Genomic DNA, 14,509 nt, shown 5'->3' on the forward strand with positions numbered 1-14,509 from the left:
TTTGCGATACAGCTTGGTAGTGTGTCCGTTATTTTAAATTTGACATCTTGTCATTTTAAGCTAAATAAACGATGCTACTGAAACGACATGATACCGCTGAAATATAGGAAATATAAGCATTATCTCCTTTATTGATGCAGGTATAGTTGGCCAGGATGGCGTATTGGACTTTTTCATGGACGAAGTATGGGATAGCTCAGGATGAGCTAAAGGACACCTCCAGGAAGGAGAATGAGAGCTGTAACATGGAGTGCAGTGGGTCAAGGAGACCTAGGGACAATGCATCAGAAGATGCAGTAGCCGACAGGATGAAGGCAGCAGGACGCATATGCAATGGATTGTAGGTCAGTAGACCGAGGGACAAAGTTGTCATGGATGAGCAGGGAGCAAAAACGTAGCAGGATCAGCTACAAAACGAATCGAGGGCACTGTTTATACAGTGCCCTCTTTTTTTTTTCCCCAGGCGAGCCTGATAAATCTGTCAGGTTAAAAGAGACCCGGATTGCCCGGGCGAGTAGCCAGCTTATACAACTAAAGTAGCAAGCGTGCTCAAGCAGAAAAAATATCCAAATATCAGCTTCGGGAATTATGGCTGTTTATCCCCAGCCTGAAGCCGTGGTGAAAGACGGCTTCAGCGCCACAGACTTCGCGCTGACAGCTACCACCTATGGTGTTCTGATCGAAGGTGAAAAGGCTGAAGAGCTGGCAAAATAATACAGCGTAAAAACGGCTCTTTACTGTTGATGCTTTTTCCGATGAGCTGAAGAAATGTTATTCTGTCTTCTCTATTTTCATAGCAGCTTAAGGTTTTCATGGACAGTCATACTCAAATTCGCCAGCATCTTATTATTATTGAGCAGATTTTGCGTGATCACGCCCTGTGGCAGGAAACTATGCCTCATCCTGCTGCGTTAGACAGCACACAACCTTTTTGCATGGATACCCTTGATCCTGTTGAATGGCTGCAGTGGGTTTTGCTCCCTCGTATGCATGCTCTACTCGACAGTGAACGTGCATTACCCGGTGAATTTGCTGTTGCCCCCTATTATGAAATGGCGCTGGATGGTTCAAGACGTGAACGTGAACCTCTACTGGCGGTGTTATTATCTTTAGATGCCTTTTTTAATCCGGCCGATTCTTGATGTTAGAGATTATTTATCAAGATGAATGGCTTGTTGCCGTTAATAAGCCCTCCGGATGGTTAGTTCATCGCAGTTGGCTGGACAGGCATGAAACGCGCATTGTGATGCAAACTGTACGCGATCAGCTGGGGCAGCATGTTTTTACCGTACATCGTTTGGACAAACCTACTTCTGGCGTACTGTTAATGGGGTTATCCAGTGACGTGGGGCGTTTATTATCACAGCAATTTGAACAACATCAAATTCGTAAACGTTATCATGCTTTGGTGCGGGGCTGGCTGGAAGCTGAGGCTGTCCTCGACTATCCGCTGACCGAAGAGCAGGATAAAATTGCCGACAAATTCAGTACTGAGGATAAGCAGCCACAATCAGCAATCACCCATTATCGCGGTCTGGCTTCCGTTGAAATGCCGGTCGCAGTGGGACGTTATCCCACTGCTCGCTATAGTATGGTTGAACTTGAGCCTCAGACAGGGCGTAAACATCAACTCAGGCGTCATATGTCGCATTTGCGTCATCCGATTATCGGTGACTCAAGGCACGGTGATTTACGTCAGAACAGAGGTGCGGCAGAGCATTTTGGTTGTCAGCGACTTATGCTGCACGCCAGTCAACTCTCTTTGACACACCCGATAACCGGTGAAGCGTTAACCTTGCGTGCTAACCTGGATACAACATGGATGAATATGTTGTCACAATTCGGCTGGAACGGGCTGTTATCAGAAATTGAAACTGAGAGCATCGCGCAGAGAGATTGTCATGATGGTTTCACGCAGTAGTGCTTATTTATAAGGAATAATTCGATGGCTGAAGTAGGTATCTTTGTTGGTACGTTGTATGGAAATGCGTTGTTTGTTGCCGAGGAAGCCGAAGCTATTCTGACCAGACACGGCCACAGTGTGAAAGTGTTTGAAGATCCAGAATTAACACAGTGGCAGTATTATCGGCATCATTATGCTTTGGTAATTACCTCGACGACCGGGCAGGGAGATTTGCCAGACAGTATCGCTCCGTTATTCCATGCGATTAAAGACGAAGTGGGTTATCAGCCTGAACTGCGTTATGGATTGATTGCCCTTGGTGATAGCAGTTACGACGTTTTCTGTGGTGCCGGAAAACAGTTTGATGCGTTATTGCAAGAGCAGGGAGCAACGCGCATTGGCGATTTATTGCTGATTGACGCCGGCGAAGATCCTGAACCTGAGTCTGTCTCTAATCCATGGACAGAGCAGTGGGCTTTATTGCTGAAATAACTGCTGATTAGTTCATTGGGCAGATAACGCCTTTCTGTTTCATTCGTTATCTGTTCAATTCAGCGTTTCTTCGCCCGTACGACGATAAGCACCAGGGGAAGTATTAAATTTTTTACCAAACGTACGGGTGAATGATTGTTGTGAATCAAACCCATAGCGTATTGATATATCCAATATTCTGTCGCTGGTGTTTTTAAGATCGGCCGCAGCAAGCTGAAGTTTACGCTCTCTGATATAAGCGCCAAGACTTTTCCCTGCCCAGCCAGTGAACATCCTCTGTAGATACCATTTGGAGTATCCTGACTGTTTTGCCACGTCTTCAATACGGAGTGGACGCTGCATATTGTCGTCTACCCATTCAAGTAGTGATTCCATAAAACCTTGAGGTACGGACATATCTGCTCCTTATAACCCAGTATTTTTGTGACAAATTGAGTGAGTGAACACTCATTATAGGTATGAGGGGTCAACCGTCAACAAAATTTACGGTATAATACTTAGTTCTACATTCAGATGATCAAAGACACCTGGTCGGGGTTATTGTTCATACTTATTCTTTGTGAGGTTACGTGGCTCGTCCAAAAAGTGAAGATAAAAGATTAGCGTTGATCGAGGCGACAACTCGTGCCGTAGCTGAATTCGGTCTGGGAGCAGCAACCTCGCTTATCGCCAGAGAAGCGGGTGTGGCCGAGGGAACGTTATTTCGTTATTTCGCGACTAAGGATGTGTTATTTAACGAGGTCTATTATCACCACAAGCAAGCTCTGGGGACTGAGTTGATGAAGACCTACGACCAGAATTTGCCAGTAAAAGAGCGTGCCCAGAAAATATGGAATAGCTATATCGACTGGGGGTTGGTTAACGTGGATGCCAGAAAAGCGATGAGCCAGCTAGCGGTCTCAGGGAAAATAACCAAAGAGACCTTACAAAAAACATTCGATGAATTTCCTGAACTACGTCAGCTTTCTAACGAGAGTATTACTAACGAATATTTGACCTGCGGCGAATCACCCTTCGCTGATGCTATCTTTTTTGCCCTGGCAGAAACCACGATGGAATTTGCTGCCAGGGAACAGGAACGTAAGCAAGACTACATGGCTGCTGGATTTGATGTAATGTGGCGTGGAATGACTAAAGCCTGATAAAGGCTAGTTAAGGTACGCTTGCGCTGCGTGCACTACATTGTCCATCTCATCTAACAATTCCAGAATTTCGGGTTCCAGCATTTCGGGTGCTACGCCGTTGCTTAACTCTGTTTCCAGCAGCAAACAGAGTTTCTTTAAACGCGGTACCCCACTATAGCTACAACTTCCGTGCAACTTATGAATGATATCCTTTATTTTTTGATGGTTATTATTTAAAGGTTGTTGCTCTAATACCTGACGTACTTCGGGTAGAAATTCCAGCAGCATTATCAGCATTTCTCGGGCCAGGCCCGGTTTGTTTGCGGCCTGAACCAGAGCCAGTTGCCAGTCAAAGGTTTGATCAGCCAATGGTTTGTCTTCTGTCGCGGGTACCAGCGTGGCGCTATTGAGAGTATTAAACTGATAATGCAGTAAAATATTATGTAATTTGTTCTCTTCAATCGGTTTGGCAAGGTAGTCATTCATCCCGGCAGTGAGTAATTTTTCTTTCTGCCCGGCCATTGCGTGCGCCGTAACTGCGATCACCGGCGTATTTTTATGGTGAGGTAGCTGACGAATCAGTTCACAGGCACGGATCCCATCGATTTCTGGCATTTGAATATCCATCAGTATCAAATCCAGCTCCATCTGACGCGCCTGGTCCAGAGCTTGCAGCGCGTTACTGCACAGCACCACATGCTGTACTTTGTCTTCCAGTAGCGCACTAAGCAGTTTTAGATTGGCGAGATTATCATCAACCGCCATCACCGTCATGGGCAGTTTTCCATCATCGGTTGCCACTGGCTGAGTCGCTGTCGTAGGGGAGTAACTTTCCAGTAGCAGCGGGAATAAACGTGTGGATGTCACAGGCTTTAACAGGCAATTGGTGACACCCTGACGTTTAAGCTCTTCAGCGTGGATCTGTGCCTGACAAGGTAAAGCAAGGATCAGACAATCACTCATTGTGACGGCTTGTGCCAGATTAATATAAGCCAGCGGCTGATTTTCGTTTAAGGTAACCGGAGCCCCAATGAGTAATATATCAAAGTGTTCGTTGGGCAACCCTGAAATTGACGGCGTATGAACGACCGATAAGGGAGTACTCTGAAGCAGATTAAGCGTACTTTGTGCGGCATTCGCATTAGCTTCTACATAAGCAATCCGACGACCAGCAAGCTTATTCATGACTTTATTATTCACCACAGCATGTGGATTCAAGTCGAGATTAATATAAAACCAGAATGTTGAACCGCTGTCAGGTTTGCTGTGGAAGGATATTTCCCCGCCCATTTCATCCACTAATTTTTGAGTTATCACTAACCCTAGTCCGGTTCCACCATGACGGCGGGAAATACTGGCGTCTGCCTGGCGAAACGCCTGGAAGAGTCGTGACTGCTCCTGTTCAGGAATGCCAATACCAGAATCGTGGATTTGCATCTCAATCTGAACTTTATTGTTCCCCTCAGCCCGCTTTTGTACCAGAACATCAATATTGCCTGTTTCAGTAAATTTAATCGCATTACCCACTAAGTTAGTAATAATTTGCTGTAAACGTAGTGAGTCGCCGATAACATTATCCGGAACATTATTCTGAATATTGAGTGTGAGTTCGAGCCCCTTTTCATGGGCTGAATGTGCCAGCAGAGTGATGACTTCATCCAGAGTATTGCGTAGTGGGAACGGAATGTTTTCCAGCAACAATTTACCGGCTTCCAGCTTAGAGAAGTCCAGTACATCATTGATGATAGTCAGTAGGTTATTCGCTGAGCGTTCAATCGTATATAAGTAGTCTCTTTGGGTCGAGTTCAACTCAGTTTTTAGTGCCAGTCGGGTAAAACCAATCACGCCATTCAGTGGCGTTCGAAGCTCATGAGACATATTGGCTAAGAATTCAGATTTTATCCGTACGGCTTCCTGAGCTCGTTTTTTGGCTAAATCTAGCTCTACGTTCTGAATTTCCATCTGCTCTAGCGTTTCACGCAGATCGGAGGTCGCCTGATCGACATTATGTTGCATTTCTTCATGATAAGCGGTGAGCGACATTGCCATAGAGTTAATGCCATTCTTGAGCATATCCAGCTCACCCAGCATAAATCCTTCAACCCGACTATCGAGTTGTCCCCGACGTATCCGGTCAACGGTATTCACCATATTACGAATTGGGGCGGTAACATCGCGCATCAGACGATAAGCAAAAAGCATGGCAATGGCGATACAAGCCAGCATCATCATGGTTGAAGTGAAAATTTCGCGGTATTGCTGCAGTCGTACTGATTGTAAGTCCAGTTCCATAGCAACATAGCCTTGGATAGAGTCGGAATCAGCCTTCCCTTGCGCTTTTTCTTCATTTTGAAAATAGGCTTCAGACATGATCGGAGCACGTAAGATCATTTTATAACCTTCGCGACTTACCGTCAGATGTGGAGGAATACTTTCGTTATCAGGTAGCTGAAGTGAGGATGAATCTTTTTGAAAATTTGAGGTGACGAACAGCTTGTTCTGACTGTCATAAATCGAAATGCCACGCACAATATCTGAATGCCTGCGATGAGTAACACTAACCAGTTTGCGTAAGGGCTCCCGGTTATTGAAGTTCATTGTATATTCGCAAGCAACGGCCAAAGGTTCGATAATGCTGACCCCGGCGTTTTCTAATTGGTTCTGCAAATCGTTATAGCGATGTACAACGAAAAACGTACTGAGCAGCAAACCAATGAGAAGCGTGGGCGCCAGTATCAGTATCATCATACGTGCGCGAAGGCTGTAGTTAGTCATGGGATTCCGATATGGGGCAATAACGCAACGTTAAGCATCACAATGTCTTTATAGTATTACAATGCATTCTACTCTGTGAAACGTATCAAACCTACGCGTAACATCAAAGTCGTCATGTTAAGTTGTGCGATTGACAGTCTAAAAAGCCATTTCAGGGGAACGGTTATCGTTCATGCCTCATTGTAGCGCCTGATTGATTTCATTGCCCCATCATAGTGCATATTCATGAAAGAGAAATTCCATTGCTTGCTTTAGCTGGTGTTGTTGAAAGTAAGAAACTGCATTGTTATGGCCAGTCATGCGCCAATCAGTGTTGATGACAGTTAAAATTCAAAACTGGAACACTTTTCGCAAGTACGGGTCATATAGATGAGAGTCTGACTCCGACCCGCTGCTTTCAGCAGTGTGATTCTATCCAGCAGATGAGTGCATTGATTAACTGATTATCTGGCAAGAAGACACAATCCGTACCTCAAAGGGCTTTTCGCTATTCTGCTGAATAAGATAAGGACTATTCCTGTTAAAAAAGGCGTCTCTAAGATCTCATGTCCAGAAGGTAATGCTGCGCTGAGGGTAAAAGCGCAATATAATGTTCAATACAATTTACTGAAAAATGTCATTTTTGGATCACTATTCAGATAAAAATATGATCGGCAGTACGGTTACCAACGGTTTGATAACATTTAGACTTTCAGTTGTATAACGTTATAAATGTCATCCTGTACCTCATCCGTCTGCGAAAGTACTGTCGGTGCCCTACAATCAGATAATGATTGTGGCGAAAAATGTTAGCCGGGCACCTGAAGTATCAATGAAAGTGATTGATCTATTTCCCCATACAAATGCCCTTGAGTCTATATCCGTGACAGGTCAAGCGGCCTGGATGTTGCCTTCGTGAAACGAGCCTGCGAGCAACTAGAATGATTCAGGGGAGATAGCGTTTTAGAGATTGTTCAGGTCTTAAGAACCTGATTTCGGTTTCACAGGAGAGAAGAATGGTTGCGGTTAGAAGTGCACATCTCAACAAAGCCGGCGAATTTGCGCCCGAAAAATGGATAGCAAGCCTCGGGATTTCAAACCAGCAGTCGTGTGAGCGCCTGGCCGAAACATGGTCATATTGTGAGAAACTGACAAAGGGGCATCCTGATGCCGAATTGTTACTGTGGCGCGGTGTTGAGATGGTTGAAATTCTCTCCATGCTCAGTATGGACAATGAAACGTTACGTGCGGCGTTATTATTTCCATTGGTTGATTCTGGTGTTGTAAGTGAAGACGTGCTGCAAGAAAGTGTCGGAAAATCAGTAGTCATGCTGATTCATGGTGTGCGTGATATCGACGCGATCCGTCACCTTAAAGCCACCCATAATGACTCCGTTTCCTCCGAACAAGTTGACAACGTCAGGCGCATGCTGCTCGCGATGGTAGATGATTTCCGCTGCGTGGTGATAAAGCTTGCAGAACGTATTGCCCATCTGCGCGAAGTGAAAGATGCTCCGGAAGATGAACGAGTTCTGGTTGCTAAAGAATGTACGAATATCTACGCACCGCTGGCAAATCGCCTGGGGATTGGCCAGCTAAAATGGGAAATGGAAGACTACTGCTTCCGTTATTTGCGCCCGGATGAATATAAGCGTATCGCAAAATTGCTGCATGAGCGGAGGATTGACAGAGAGCATTATATTGATGAATTTGTCGCGATGCTGCGCTCATCAATGAAGGAAGAAGGCGTAAAAGCTGAAGTGTATGGCCGGCCTAAACATATCTACAGTATCTGGCGCAAGATGCAGAAAAAGCATCTGGCATTTGACGAGCTGTTTGATGTGCGAGCCGTCCGTGTTGTTGCTGAACGCTTACAAGATTGTTATGCCGCTTTAGGCATTGTTCATACCCATTTCCGTCATCTGCCTGATGAATTTGACGATTATGTCGCTAACCCGAAACCAAATGGTTACCAGTCGATTCATACCGTTGTACTGGGTCCGAATGGCAAGACAATTGAAATTCAGATCCGTACCCGGCAGATGCATGAAGATTCTGAACTCGGTGTCGCGGCTCACTGGAAATATAAAGAAGGGAACTCGCGTAGCGGCAGCAGTGGTCATGAAGATCGTATCGCATGGCTACGTAAACTGATTGCCTGGCAGGAAGAGATGTCAGACTCAGGGGAAATGCTTGATGAGGTCCGCAGTCAGGTGTTTGACGACAGAGTCTATGTCTTTACCCCGAAAGGAGATGTGGTTGATTTACCCACAGGTTCCACACCGCTGGACTTCGCCTACCATATTCACAGTGATGTGGGACATCGCTGCATTGGTGCCAAAATTGGTGGGCGTATTGTTCCTTTCACCTATCAGCTACAAATGGGCGATCAGATTGAAATCATTACCCAGAAGCAGCCTAACCCAAGTCGTGACTGGTTAAACCCTAACCTCGGTTACGTTACTACCAGCCGCGGTCGGGCAAAAATACATAACTGGTTCCGTAAACAAGACCGTGACAAGAATATTCTGGCGGGCCGGCAGATTCTGGATGATGAAATTGAACGTCTGGGCGTGAGTCTGAAAGAAGCCGAAAAAACCTTGCTACCACGTTATAACTTTAACGAAATGGAAGAGTTACTGGCGGCAATAGGTGGCGGAGATATTCGTCTTAACCAGATGAGTAACTATCTGCAGGCGAAGTTTAATAAACCCAGCGCGGAAGAGCAGGATGCCGCAGCCCTGCGCCAGTTGCAGCAGAAAACTTACGCGCCGCAACAATCGCAGCGTAAAGATGATGGTCGTGTCGTGGTTGAAGGTGTAGGAAATCTGATGCACCATATTGCCCGCTGCTGTCAGCCAATTCCAGGGGATGAAATTATTGGTTTTATTACCCAAGGACGCGGTATTTCTATTCACCAGGCTGACTGTGACCAGCTGGCAGAACTGAAATCTCATGCTCCAGAACGAATCGTTGATGCGGTCTGGGGAGAAAGTTATTCAAGCGGTTATTCTCTGGTGGTGCGTGTTACTGCTAATGACAGAAGCGGTTTACTGCGTGATATCACCACCATTCTGGCCAATGAAAAAGTTAATGTTCTGGGGGTTGCCAGTCGTAGCGATACCAAACAGCAACTGGCGACCATTGATATGAATATCGAGATTTATAATCTACAAGTTTTAGGCCGGGTTCTGGGGAAACTGAACCAAGTTCCCGATATCATCGATGCCCGACGACTGCACGGTTAAGATATATCCGTCATACTTCGAGTTGTCTGGGGGCTGCTGCAGGCAACTCGAATTATTTAGGATATATACCATCAGTATTATCATGACCGACGTATTTTTTAAGGATTTATCATGAGTCAGTTAAACCGTCTGCTCGGTATTATGCAGCGTCTGCGAGATCCCGAGAACGGTTGTCCGTGGGACAAAGTACAAACCAATGAAACGTTGGCTCCCTACACGCTGGAAGAGACTTACGAAGTACTGGATGCTATTCACCGTAATGATATCAATGGATTGCGTGAAGAACTGGGTGACTTACTGTTTCAGGTCGTGTTTTACGCCCAGATAGCCAAGGAACAAGAACAATTTAGTTTTGAGGATATCTGTCAGGCGATTAGTGACAAACTGGAGCGGCGACATGCTCCCATCTTCGCTAATAGTGGGGCCAACACCAGTGAAAAGGTGTTATCTCAGTGGGAAAATATCAAACGTGGAGAGCGGGAGCAAAAAGCACAGCATTCCGTGCTTGATGATATTCCTGAAGCTTTCCCGGCGTTGATGCGGGCACAAAAAATTCAAAAACGCTGCTCCACCGTTGGTTTTGACTGGAAAACCCTTGGTCCGGTATTGGACAAAGTGCATGAAGAAATTGACGAGGTCATGTGCGAAGCGCGGCAAGTGGTAGTTGATGAAGATAAACTAGAAGAAGAGGTTGGCGACTTGCTATTTGCGACTGTCAATCTTGCACGCCACTTGGGGACTAAGGCAGAAACGGCGCTGCAAAAAGCAAACCGTAAATTTGAGTCTCGCTTCCGACAGGTTGAAGCTATCATTATGGCGCAGGGTTTGAAGATGGAAGAAACCAGCCTGGATGTGATGGAAGAGGCCTGGCAGCAAGTTAAACGTCAGGAAAAATTGAAATAAATGGGCGATAGATAACAGTATATTCGAGTGATGACACCTCCAAGCGTAAAATAGAATAAGTATTAATCATTTTTCGCTAAGAATACAATTGGTTACCGAGCGATGAGCCTTTGCTGACAAATGAAAATTTGTGGCGTCTGCCCTGTTCGGGTATACTGTTTTCCCGTCCTGGTACTCCATCGTCTTTAAACCTAACTTCTCAGGTTCAGCATGACAACGAACTATATTTTTGTGACCGGCGGGGTCGTTTCCTCTCTGGGTAAAGGCATTGCCGCAGCCTCTCTCGCAGCTATTCTTGAAGCCCGTGGCCTCAACGTATCCATCATGAAACTCGATCCGTACATCAACGTCGATCCGGGTACCATGAGCCCTATTCAACATGGGGAAGTGTTCGTTACTGAAGACGGCGCTGAAACCGACCTTGATTTGGGTCACTACGAACGTTTTATTCGCACCAAAACCAGCCGCCGTAATAACTTTACGACCGGTCGCATCTACTCCGAAGTGTTGCGCAAAGAGCGCCGTGGTGATTATCTGGGAGCAACCGTACAGGTTATTCCTCATATCACTAACGCGATCAAAGAGCGTATCCTGGAAGGTGGCGAAGGCTATGACGTGGTACTGGTCGAAATCGGCGGTACTGTCGGTGATATCGAATCTCTGCCATTCCTTGAAGCGATTCGCCAGATGGCGGTCGAAGTCGGCCGGGAGCACACGCTCTACATGCATTTAACCCTGGTGCCTTATCTGGCAGCAGCGGGTGAAGTGAAAACGAAACCGACTCAGCATTCTGTTAAAGAACTGCTGTCGATTGGTATTCAACCCGATGTTTTAATCTGTCGTTCCGATCGTACCGTACCGGCGAATGAACGTGCCAAGATTGCATTGTTCTGTAACGTCCCGGAGAAAGCGGTAATCTCTCTGAAAGATATCGATTCTATATATAAAATTCCAGGACTGTTGAAATCACAGGGCTTGGACGATTATATTTGTAAACGATTCAGCTTAACTTGTCCGGAAGCCGACCTGACCGAATGGGAACAGGTTATTTACCAGGAATCTAATCCAACCGGTGAGATCACCATCGGTATGGTGGGTAAATATATTGAGTTGCCAGACGCGTATAAGTCAGTCATTGAAGCACTGAAACATGGCGGACTTAAAAATCGTCTGACAGTGAATATCAAACTGATTGACTCGCAAGATGTAGAAACGCGTGGCGTTGATATCTTAAAAGGGCTGGATGCTATTCTTATCCCGGGTGGCTTCGGTTACCGTGGCGTAGAAGGCAAAATCGCTACCGCACGCTATGCGCGTGAAAATAAAATCCCTTATCTCGGTATTTGCCTGGGGATGCAGGTAGCTCTGATTGAGTTCGCACGTAACGTTGCTGGCATGGAAAATGCCAACTCTACAGAATTTGTGCCAGACTGTAAGTATCCGGTGGTTGCATTAATCACCGAATGGCGCGATGAGAACGGTAACGTGGAAGTGCGTACTGAAAGCAGCGATTTAGGTGGAACCATGCGTCTGGGTGGCCAACAGTGCCAGCTGGTTGACGGTAGCCTGGTTCGCCAGATGTACAATGAGCCAACGATTGTTGAGCGTCATCGTCATCGTTATGAAGTCAACAACATGTTGTTGAAGCCGATTGAAGCCGCAGGTCTTCGTGTTGCAGGTCGTTCTGGTGATGACCAACTGGTAGAGATAATCGAAATTCCCGATCATCCATGGTTTGTTGCCTGCCAGTTCCATCCGGAATTCACGTCGACCCCACGTGACGGTCACCCACTGTTTGCAGGCTTTGTGAAAGCAGCCGGTGAGTACCAGAAGCGCCAGGTGAAGTAGGCAGAGAGTTAGAACAACAACGCGCGACATTATCGCGCGTTGTTTGTCTGGAGTTTTAGTTTAACATTGTGACTTGAGGAAAACTGATTATGTCCAAAATTGTGAAAGTTATCGGTCGTGAAATCATTGACTCCCGCGGTAACCCGACTGTTGAGGCTGAAGTTCACCTGGAAGGTGGTTTTGTAGGTTTGGCTGCTGCACCATCAGGTGCTTCTACTGGTTCCCGTGAAGCTCTGGAACTACGCGATGGCGACAAGTCTCGTTTCCTGGGTAAAGGTGTCCTGAAAGCAGTTGGCGCTGTAAACGGCCCAATTGCTGAAGCATTGATCGGTAAAGATGCAAAAGATCAGGCTAACATCGATAAAATCATGATTGATCTCGACGGTACCGAGAACAAATCTAAATTTGGTGCTAACGCGATTCTGGCTGTTTCTCTGGCCGCTGCTAAAGCTGCTGCTGCCTCTAAAGGCCTGCCACTTTACGCTCATATCGCTGAACTGAACGGTACTCCGGGTAAATACTCTATGCCTCTGCCAATGATGAACATCATCAACGGTGGTGAGCATGCCGACAACAACGTCGATATCCAAGAGTTCATGATTCAGCCTGTTGGCGCTAAAACTCTGAAAGAAGCCGTACGTATGGGTTCTGAAGTATTCCACCACCTGGCAAAAGTGCTGAAGTCTAAAGGCATGAACACTGCTGTAGGTGATGAAGGTGGTTATGCTCCAAACCTGGGTTCAAATGCTGAAGCTCTGGCTGTTATCGCTGAAGCAGTTAAAGCCGCTGGTTATGAGCTGGGTAAAGACGTTACTCTGGCTATGGACTGCGCAGCATCTGAGTTCTACAAAGACGGTAAATATGTTCTGGCTGGCGAAGGTAACAAAGCCTTCACTTCAGAAGAGTTTACTCACTTCCTGGAAGAGCTGACCAAACAGTATCCAATCGTTTCTATCGAAGACGGTCTGGACGAGTCTGACTGGGCTGGCTTTGCTTACCAGACCAAAGTTCTGGGCGACAAAATTCAGCTGGTAGGTGACGATCTGTTCGTAACCAACACCAAAATCCTGAAAGAAGGTATTGAGAAAGGCATTGCTAACTCAATCCTTATTAAATTCAACCAGATCGGTTCTCTGACCGAAACTCTGGCTGCGATTAAAATGGCGAAAGATGCAGGCTACACCGCTGTTATCTCTCACCGTTCAGGCGAAACTGAAGATGCAACCATCGCAGATCTCGCGGTTGGTACTGCAGCAGGCCAGATCAAAACTGGTTCTATGAGCCGTTCTGACCGTGTTGCCAAGTACAACCAGCTGATTCGTATCGAAGAAGCGCTGGGTGATGCAGCACCATTCAACGGTCTGAAAGAAGTTAAAGGCCAGTAATCTGCGCCGTTAATTTTTAGCCTGATAAACCCGCTTCGGCGGGTTTTTTTTCGTCATAATAAATACCTGCTTACATGCCTGGGCGCATTACCCATGATCTCTGAGCCTGCTTCTGCGATAATCAACTTTTAAGATAAAAGTGGAATGATTATGCAGTATCCGATAAACGAGATGTTCCAGACCCTCCAGGGGGAGGGATTTTATACTGGCGTGCCTGCCATTTTTATTCGTCTGCAGGGATGTCCGGTAGGTTGTGCCTGGTGTGATACCAAGCATACCTGGGATAAACTCGCTTCTCGTGAAATCTCGTTGTTTAGTGTGCTGGCCAAAACTAAAGAAAGCGATAAATGGTCTGGGGCCAGTGCCGAAGAGTTGCTGGCTGTTATGGGACGACAAGGCTATACCGCACGGCATGTCGTGATTACTGGCGGTGAGCCTTGTCTTTATGACTTAACCCCCCTGACACAATTGCTGGAAGCTAACGGCTTTAGCTGCCAGATAGAAACCAGCGGTACGCATCAAGTTCTTTGCACCCCAGATACCTGGGTGACGGTTTCACCGAAGGTGAATATGCGTGGTGGCTTTGACGTGCTGGGAGAGGCGCTGGAACGCGCGAATGAAATAAAGCATCCGGTGGGGCGGGTACGTGATATTGAAGCGCTGGACTCACTCCTTACTGCTTTGCCAGAAGCCCCCAATCGCATCATTGCCTTACAGCCAATTAGCCAGAAAGAAGATGCGACCCGGCTGTGTATTGAAACTTGTATTGCCCGCAACTGGCGACTTTCAATGCAGACACATAAATACCTAAATATTGCCTGATATTCCGATATCTGCTGGCAAAGGTCTGCT

General features: G+C 46.4%; 12 protein-coding genes. 10 read left to right on the forward strand and 2 right to left on the reverse strand.

The features are described from left to right. Positions 1–588 precede the first annotated feature (588 nt). From Q1A40_RS15830 to Q1A40_RS15845, 4 genes are all read left to right on the forward strand, one after another. On the forward strand, positions 589–714 hold the full coding sequence (locus Q1A40_RS15830) for a hypothetical protein (protein ID WP_300001762.1): 126 nt from the start codon (positions 589–591) through the stop codon (positions 712–714). A 98-nt stretch (positions 715–812) separates the two neighbouring features. Next, positions 813–1,142 carry a YqcC family protein gene (locus Q1A40_RS15835; RefSeq protein ID WP_300001765.1) on the forward strand — a complete coding sequence of 110 codons (330 nt, stop codon included), beginning with the start codon at positions 813–815 and terminating at the stop codon, positions 1,140–1,142. After that, positions 1,142–1,921, forward strand: a complete 780-nt coding sequence (gene truC, locus Q1A40_RS15840; protein WP_300001767.1) for a tRNA pseudouridine(65) synthase TruC — start codon at positions 1,142–1,144, stop codon at positions 1,919–1,921. Before Q1A40_RS15835 ends, truC begins: the two co-directional genes overlap by 1 nt. Positions 1,922–1,945: 24 nt before the next feature. Then, positions 1,946–2,395, forward strand: a complete 450-nt coding sequence (locus tag Q1A40_RS15845; RefSeq protein WP_300001769.1) for a flavodoxin — start codon at positions 1,946–1,948, stop codon at positions 2,393–2,395. A 54-nt stretch (positions 2,396–2,449) separates the two neighbouring features. Here the strand turns inward: Q1A40_RS15845 and Q1A40_RS15850 are convergent, their stop codons facing one another. Further along, on the reverse strand, positions 2,450–2,791 hold the full coding sequence (locus tag Q1A40_RS15850; RefSeq protein ID WP_300001772.1) for a helix-turn-helix domain-containing protein: 342 nt from the start codon (positions 2,789–2,791) through the stop codon (positions 2,450–2,452). A gap of 173 nt (positions 2,792–2,964) precedes the next feature. Here Q1A40_RS15850 and Q1A40_RS15855 point away from each other — a divergent pair, with 173 nt between their 5' ends. Further along, complete coding sequence (locus tag Q1A40_RS15855) at positions 2,965–3,537, forward strand: TetR/AcrR family transcriptional regulator (protein WP_300001774.1); 573 nt, start codon at positions 2,965–2,967, stop codon at positions 3,535–3,537. Between the two features lie 6 nt (positions 3,538–3,543). On the opposite strand, the gene barA is transcribed toward Q1A40_RS15855, so the two are convergent. Beyond that, positions 3,544–6,294 carry a two-component sensor histidine kinase BarA gene (barA, locus tag Q1A40_RS15860; protein ID WP_300001777.1) on the reverse strand — a complete coding sequence of 917 codons (2,751 nt, stop codon included), beginning with the start codon at positions 6,292–6,294 and terminating at the stop codon, positions 3,544–3,546. 995 nt (positions 6,295–7,289) lie between these two features. Between barA and relA the strand changes: the two genes are divergently transcribed. From relA to queE, 5 genes are all read left to right on the forward strand, one after another. Next, on the forward strand, positions 7,290–9,521 hold the full coding sequence (relA, locus tag Q1A40_RS15865; RefSeq protein WP_300001780.1) for a GTP diphosphokinase: 2,232 nt from the start codon (positions 7,290–7,292) through the stop codon (positions 9,519–9,521). Positions 9,522–9,632: 111 nt separating this feature from the next. Further along, positions 9,633–10,424: a nucleoside triphosphate pyrophosphohydrolase gene (gene mazG / locus Q1A40_RS15870; RefSeq protein WP_300001783.1), complete on the forward strand. Its 792-nt coding sequence runs from the start codon at positions 9,633–9,635 to the stop codon at positions 10,422–10,424. 210 nt (positions 10,425–10,634) lie between these two features. Beyond that, on the forward strand, positions 10,635–12,272 hold the full coding sequence (pyrG, locus tag Q1A40_RS15875; RefSeq protein WP_300001786.1) for a glutamine hydrolyzing CTP synthase: 1,638 nt from the start codon (positions 10,635–10,637) through the stop codon (positions 12,270–12,272). Positions 12,273–12,361: 89 nt separating this feature from the next. Continuing rightward, positions 12,362–13,657 carry a phosphopyruvate hydratase gene (gene eno / locus Q1A40_RS15880; protein WP_300001788.1) on the forward strand — a complete coding sequence of 432 codons (1,296 nt, stop codon included), beginning with the start codon at positions 12,362–12,364 and terminating at the stop codon, positions 13,655–13,657. Between the two features lie 150 nt (positions 13,658–13,807). Beyond that, positions 13,808–14,479 carry a 7-carboxy-7-deazaguanine synthase QueE gene (gene queE, locus Q1A40_RS15885; protein ID WP_300001790.1) on the forward strand — a complete coding sequence of 224 codons (672 nt, stop codon included), beginning with the start codon at positions 13,808–13,810 and terminating at the stop codon, positions 14,477–14,479. Positions 14,480–14,509: the final 30 nt, after the last annotated feature.

Source organism: uncultured Cedecea sp., from assembly GCF_947498825.1.
In the GTDB taxonomy this organism is placed as follows: Bacteria; Pseudomonadota; Gammaproteobacteria; order Enterobacterales; family Enterobacteriaceae; genus JGM124.

Bases quoted from the DNA above. Each gene is read 5' to 3' on its own strand.
- Q1A40_RS15830 (WP_300001762.1), top strand. From the start codon at position 589: ATGGCTGTTTATCCCCAGCCTGAAGCCGTGGTGAAAGACGGCTTCAGC.
- Q1A40_RS15835 (WP_300001765.1), top strand. From the start codon at position 813: ATGGACAGTCATACTCAAATTCGCCAGCATCTTATTATTATTGAGCAG.
- truC (WP_300001767.1), top strand. From the start codon at position 1,142: ATGTTAGAGATTATTTATCAAGATGAATGGCTTGTTGCCGTTAATAAG.
- Q1A40_RS15845 (WP_300001769.1), top strand. From the start codon at position 1,946: ATGGCTGAAGTAGGTATCTTTGTTGGTACGTTGTATGGAAATGCGTTG.
- Q1A40_RS15850 (WP_300001772.1), bottom strand. From the start codon at position 2,791: ATGTCCGTACCTCAAGGTTTTATGGAATCACTACTTGAATGGGTAGAC.
- barA (WP_300001777.1), bottom strand. From the start codon at position 6,294: ATGACTAACTACAGCCTTCGCGCACGTATGATGATACTGATACTGGCG.
- relA (WP_300001780.1), top strand. From the start codon at position 7,290: ATGGTTGCGGTTAGAAGTGCACATCTCAACAAAGCCGGCGAATTTGCG.
- mazG (WP_300001783.1), top strand. From the start codon at position 9,633: ATGAGTCAGTTAAACCGTCTGCTCGGTATTATGCAGCGTCTGCGAGAT.
- pyrG (WP_300001786.1), top strand. From the start codon at position 10,635: ATGACAACGAACTATATTTTTGTGACCGGCGGGGTCGTTTCCTCTCTG.
- eno (WP_300001788.1), top strand. From the start codon at position 12,362: ATGTCCAAAATTGTGAAAGTTATCGGTCGTGAAATCATTGACTCCCGC.
- queE (WP_300001790.1), top strand. From the start codon at position 13,808: ATGCAGTATCCGATAAACGAGATGTTCCAGACCCTCCAGGGGGAGGGA.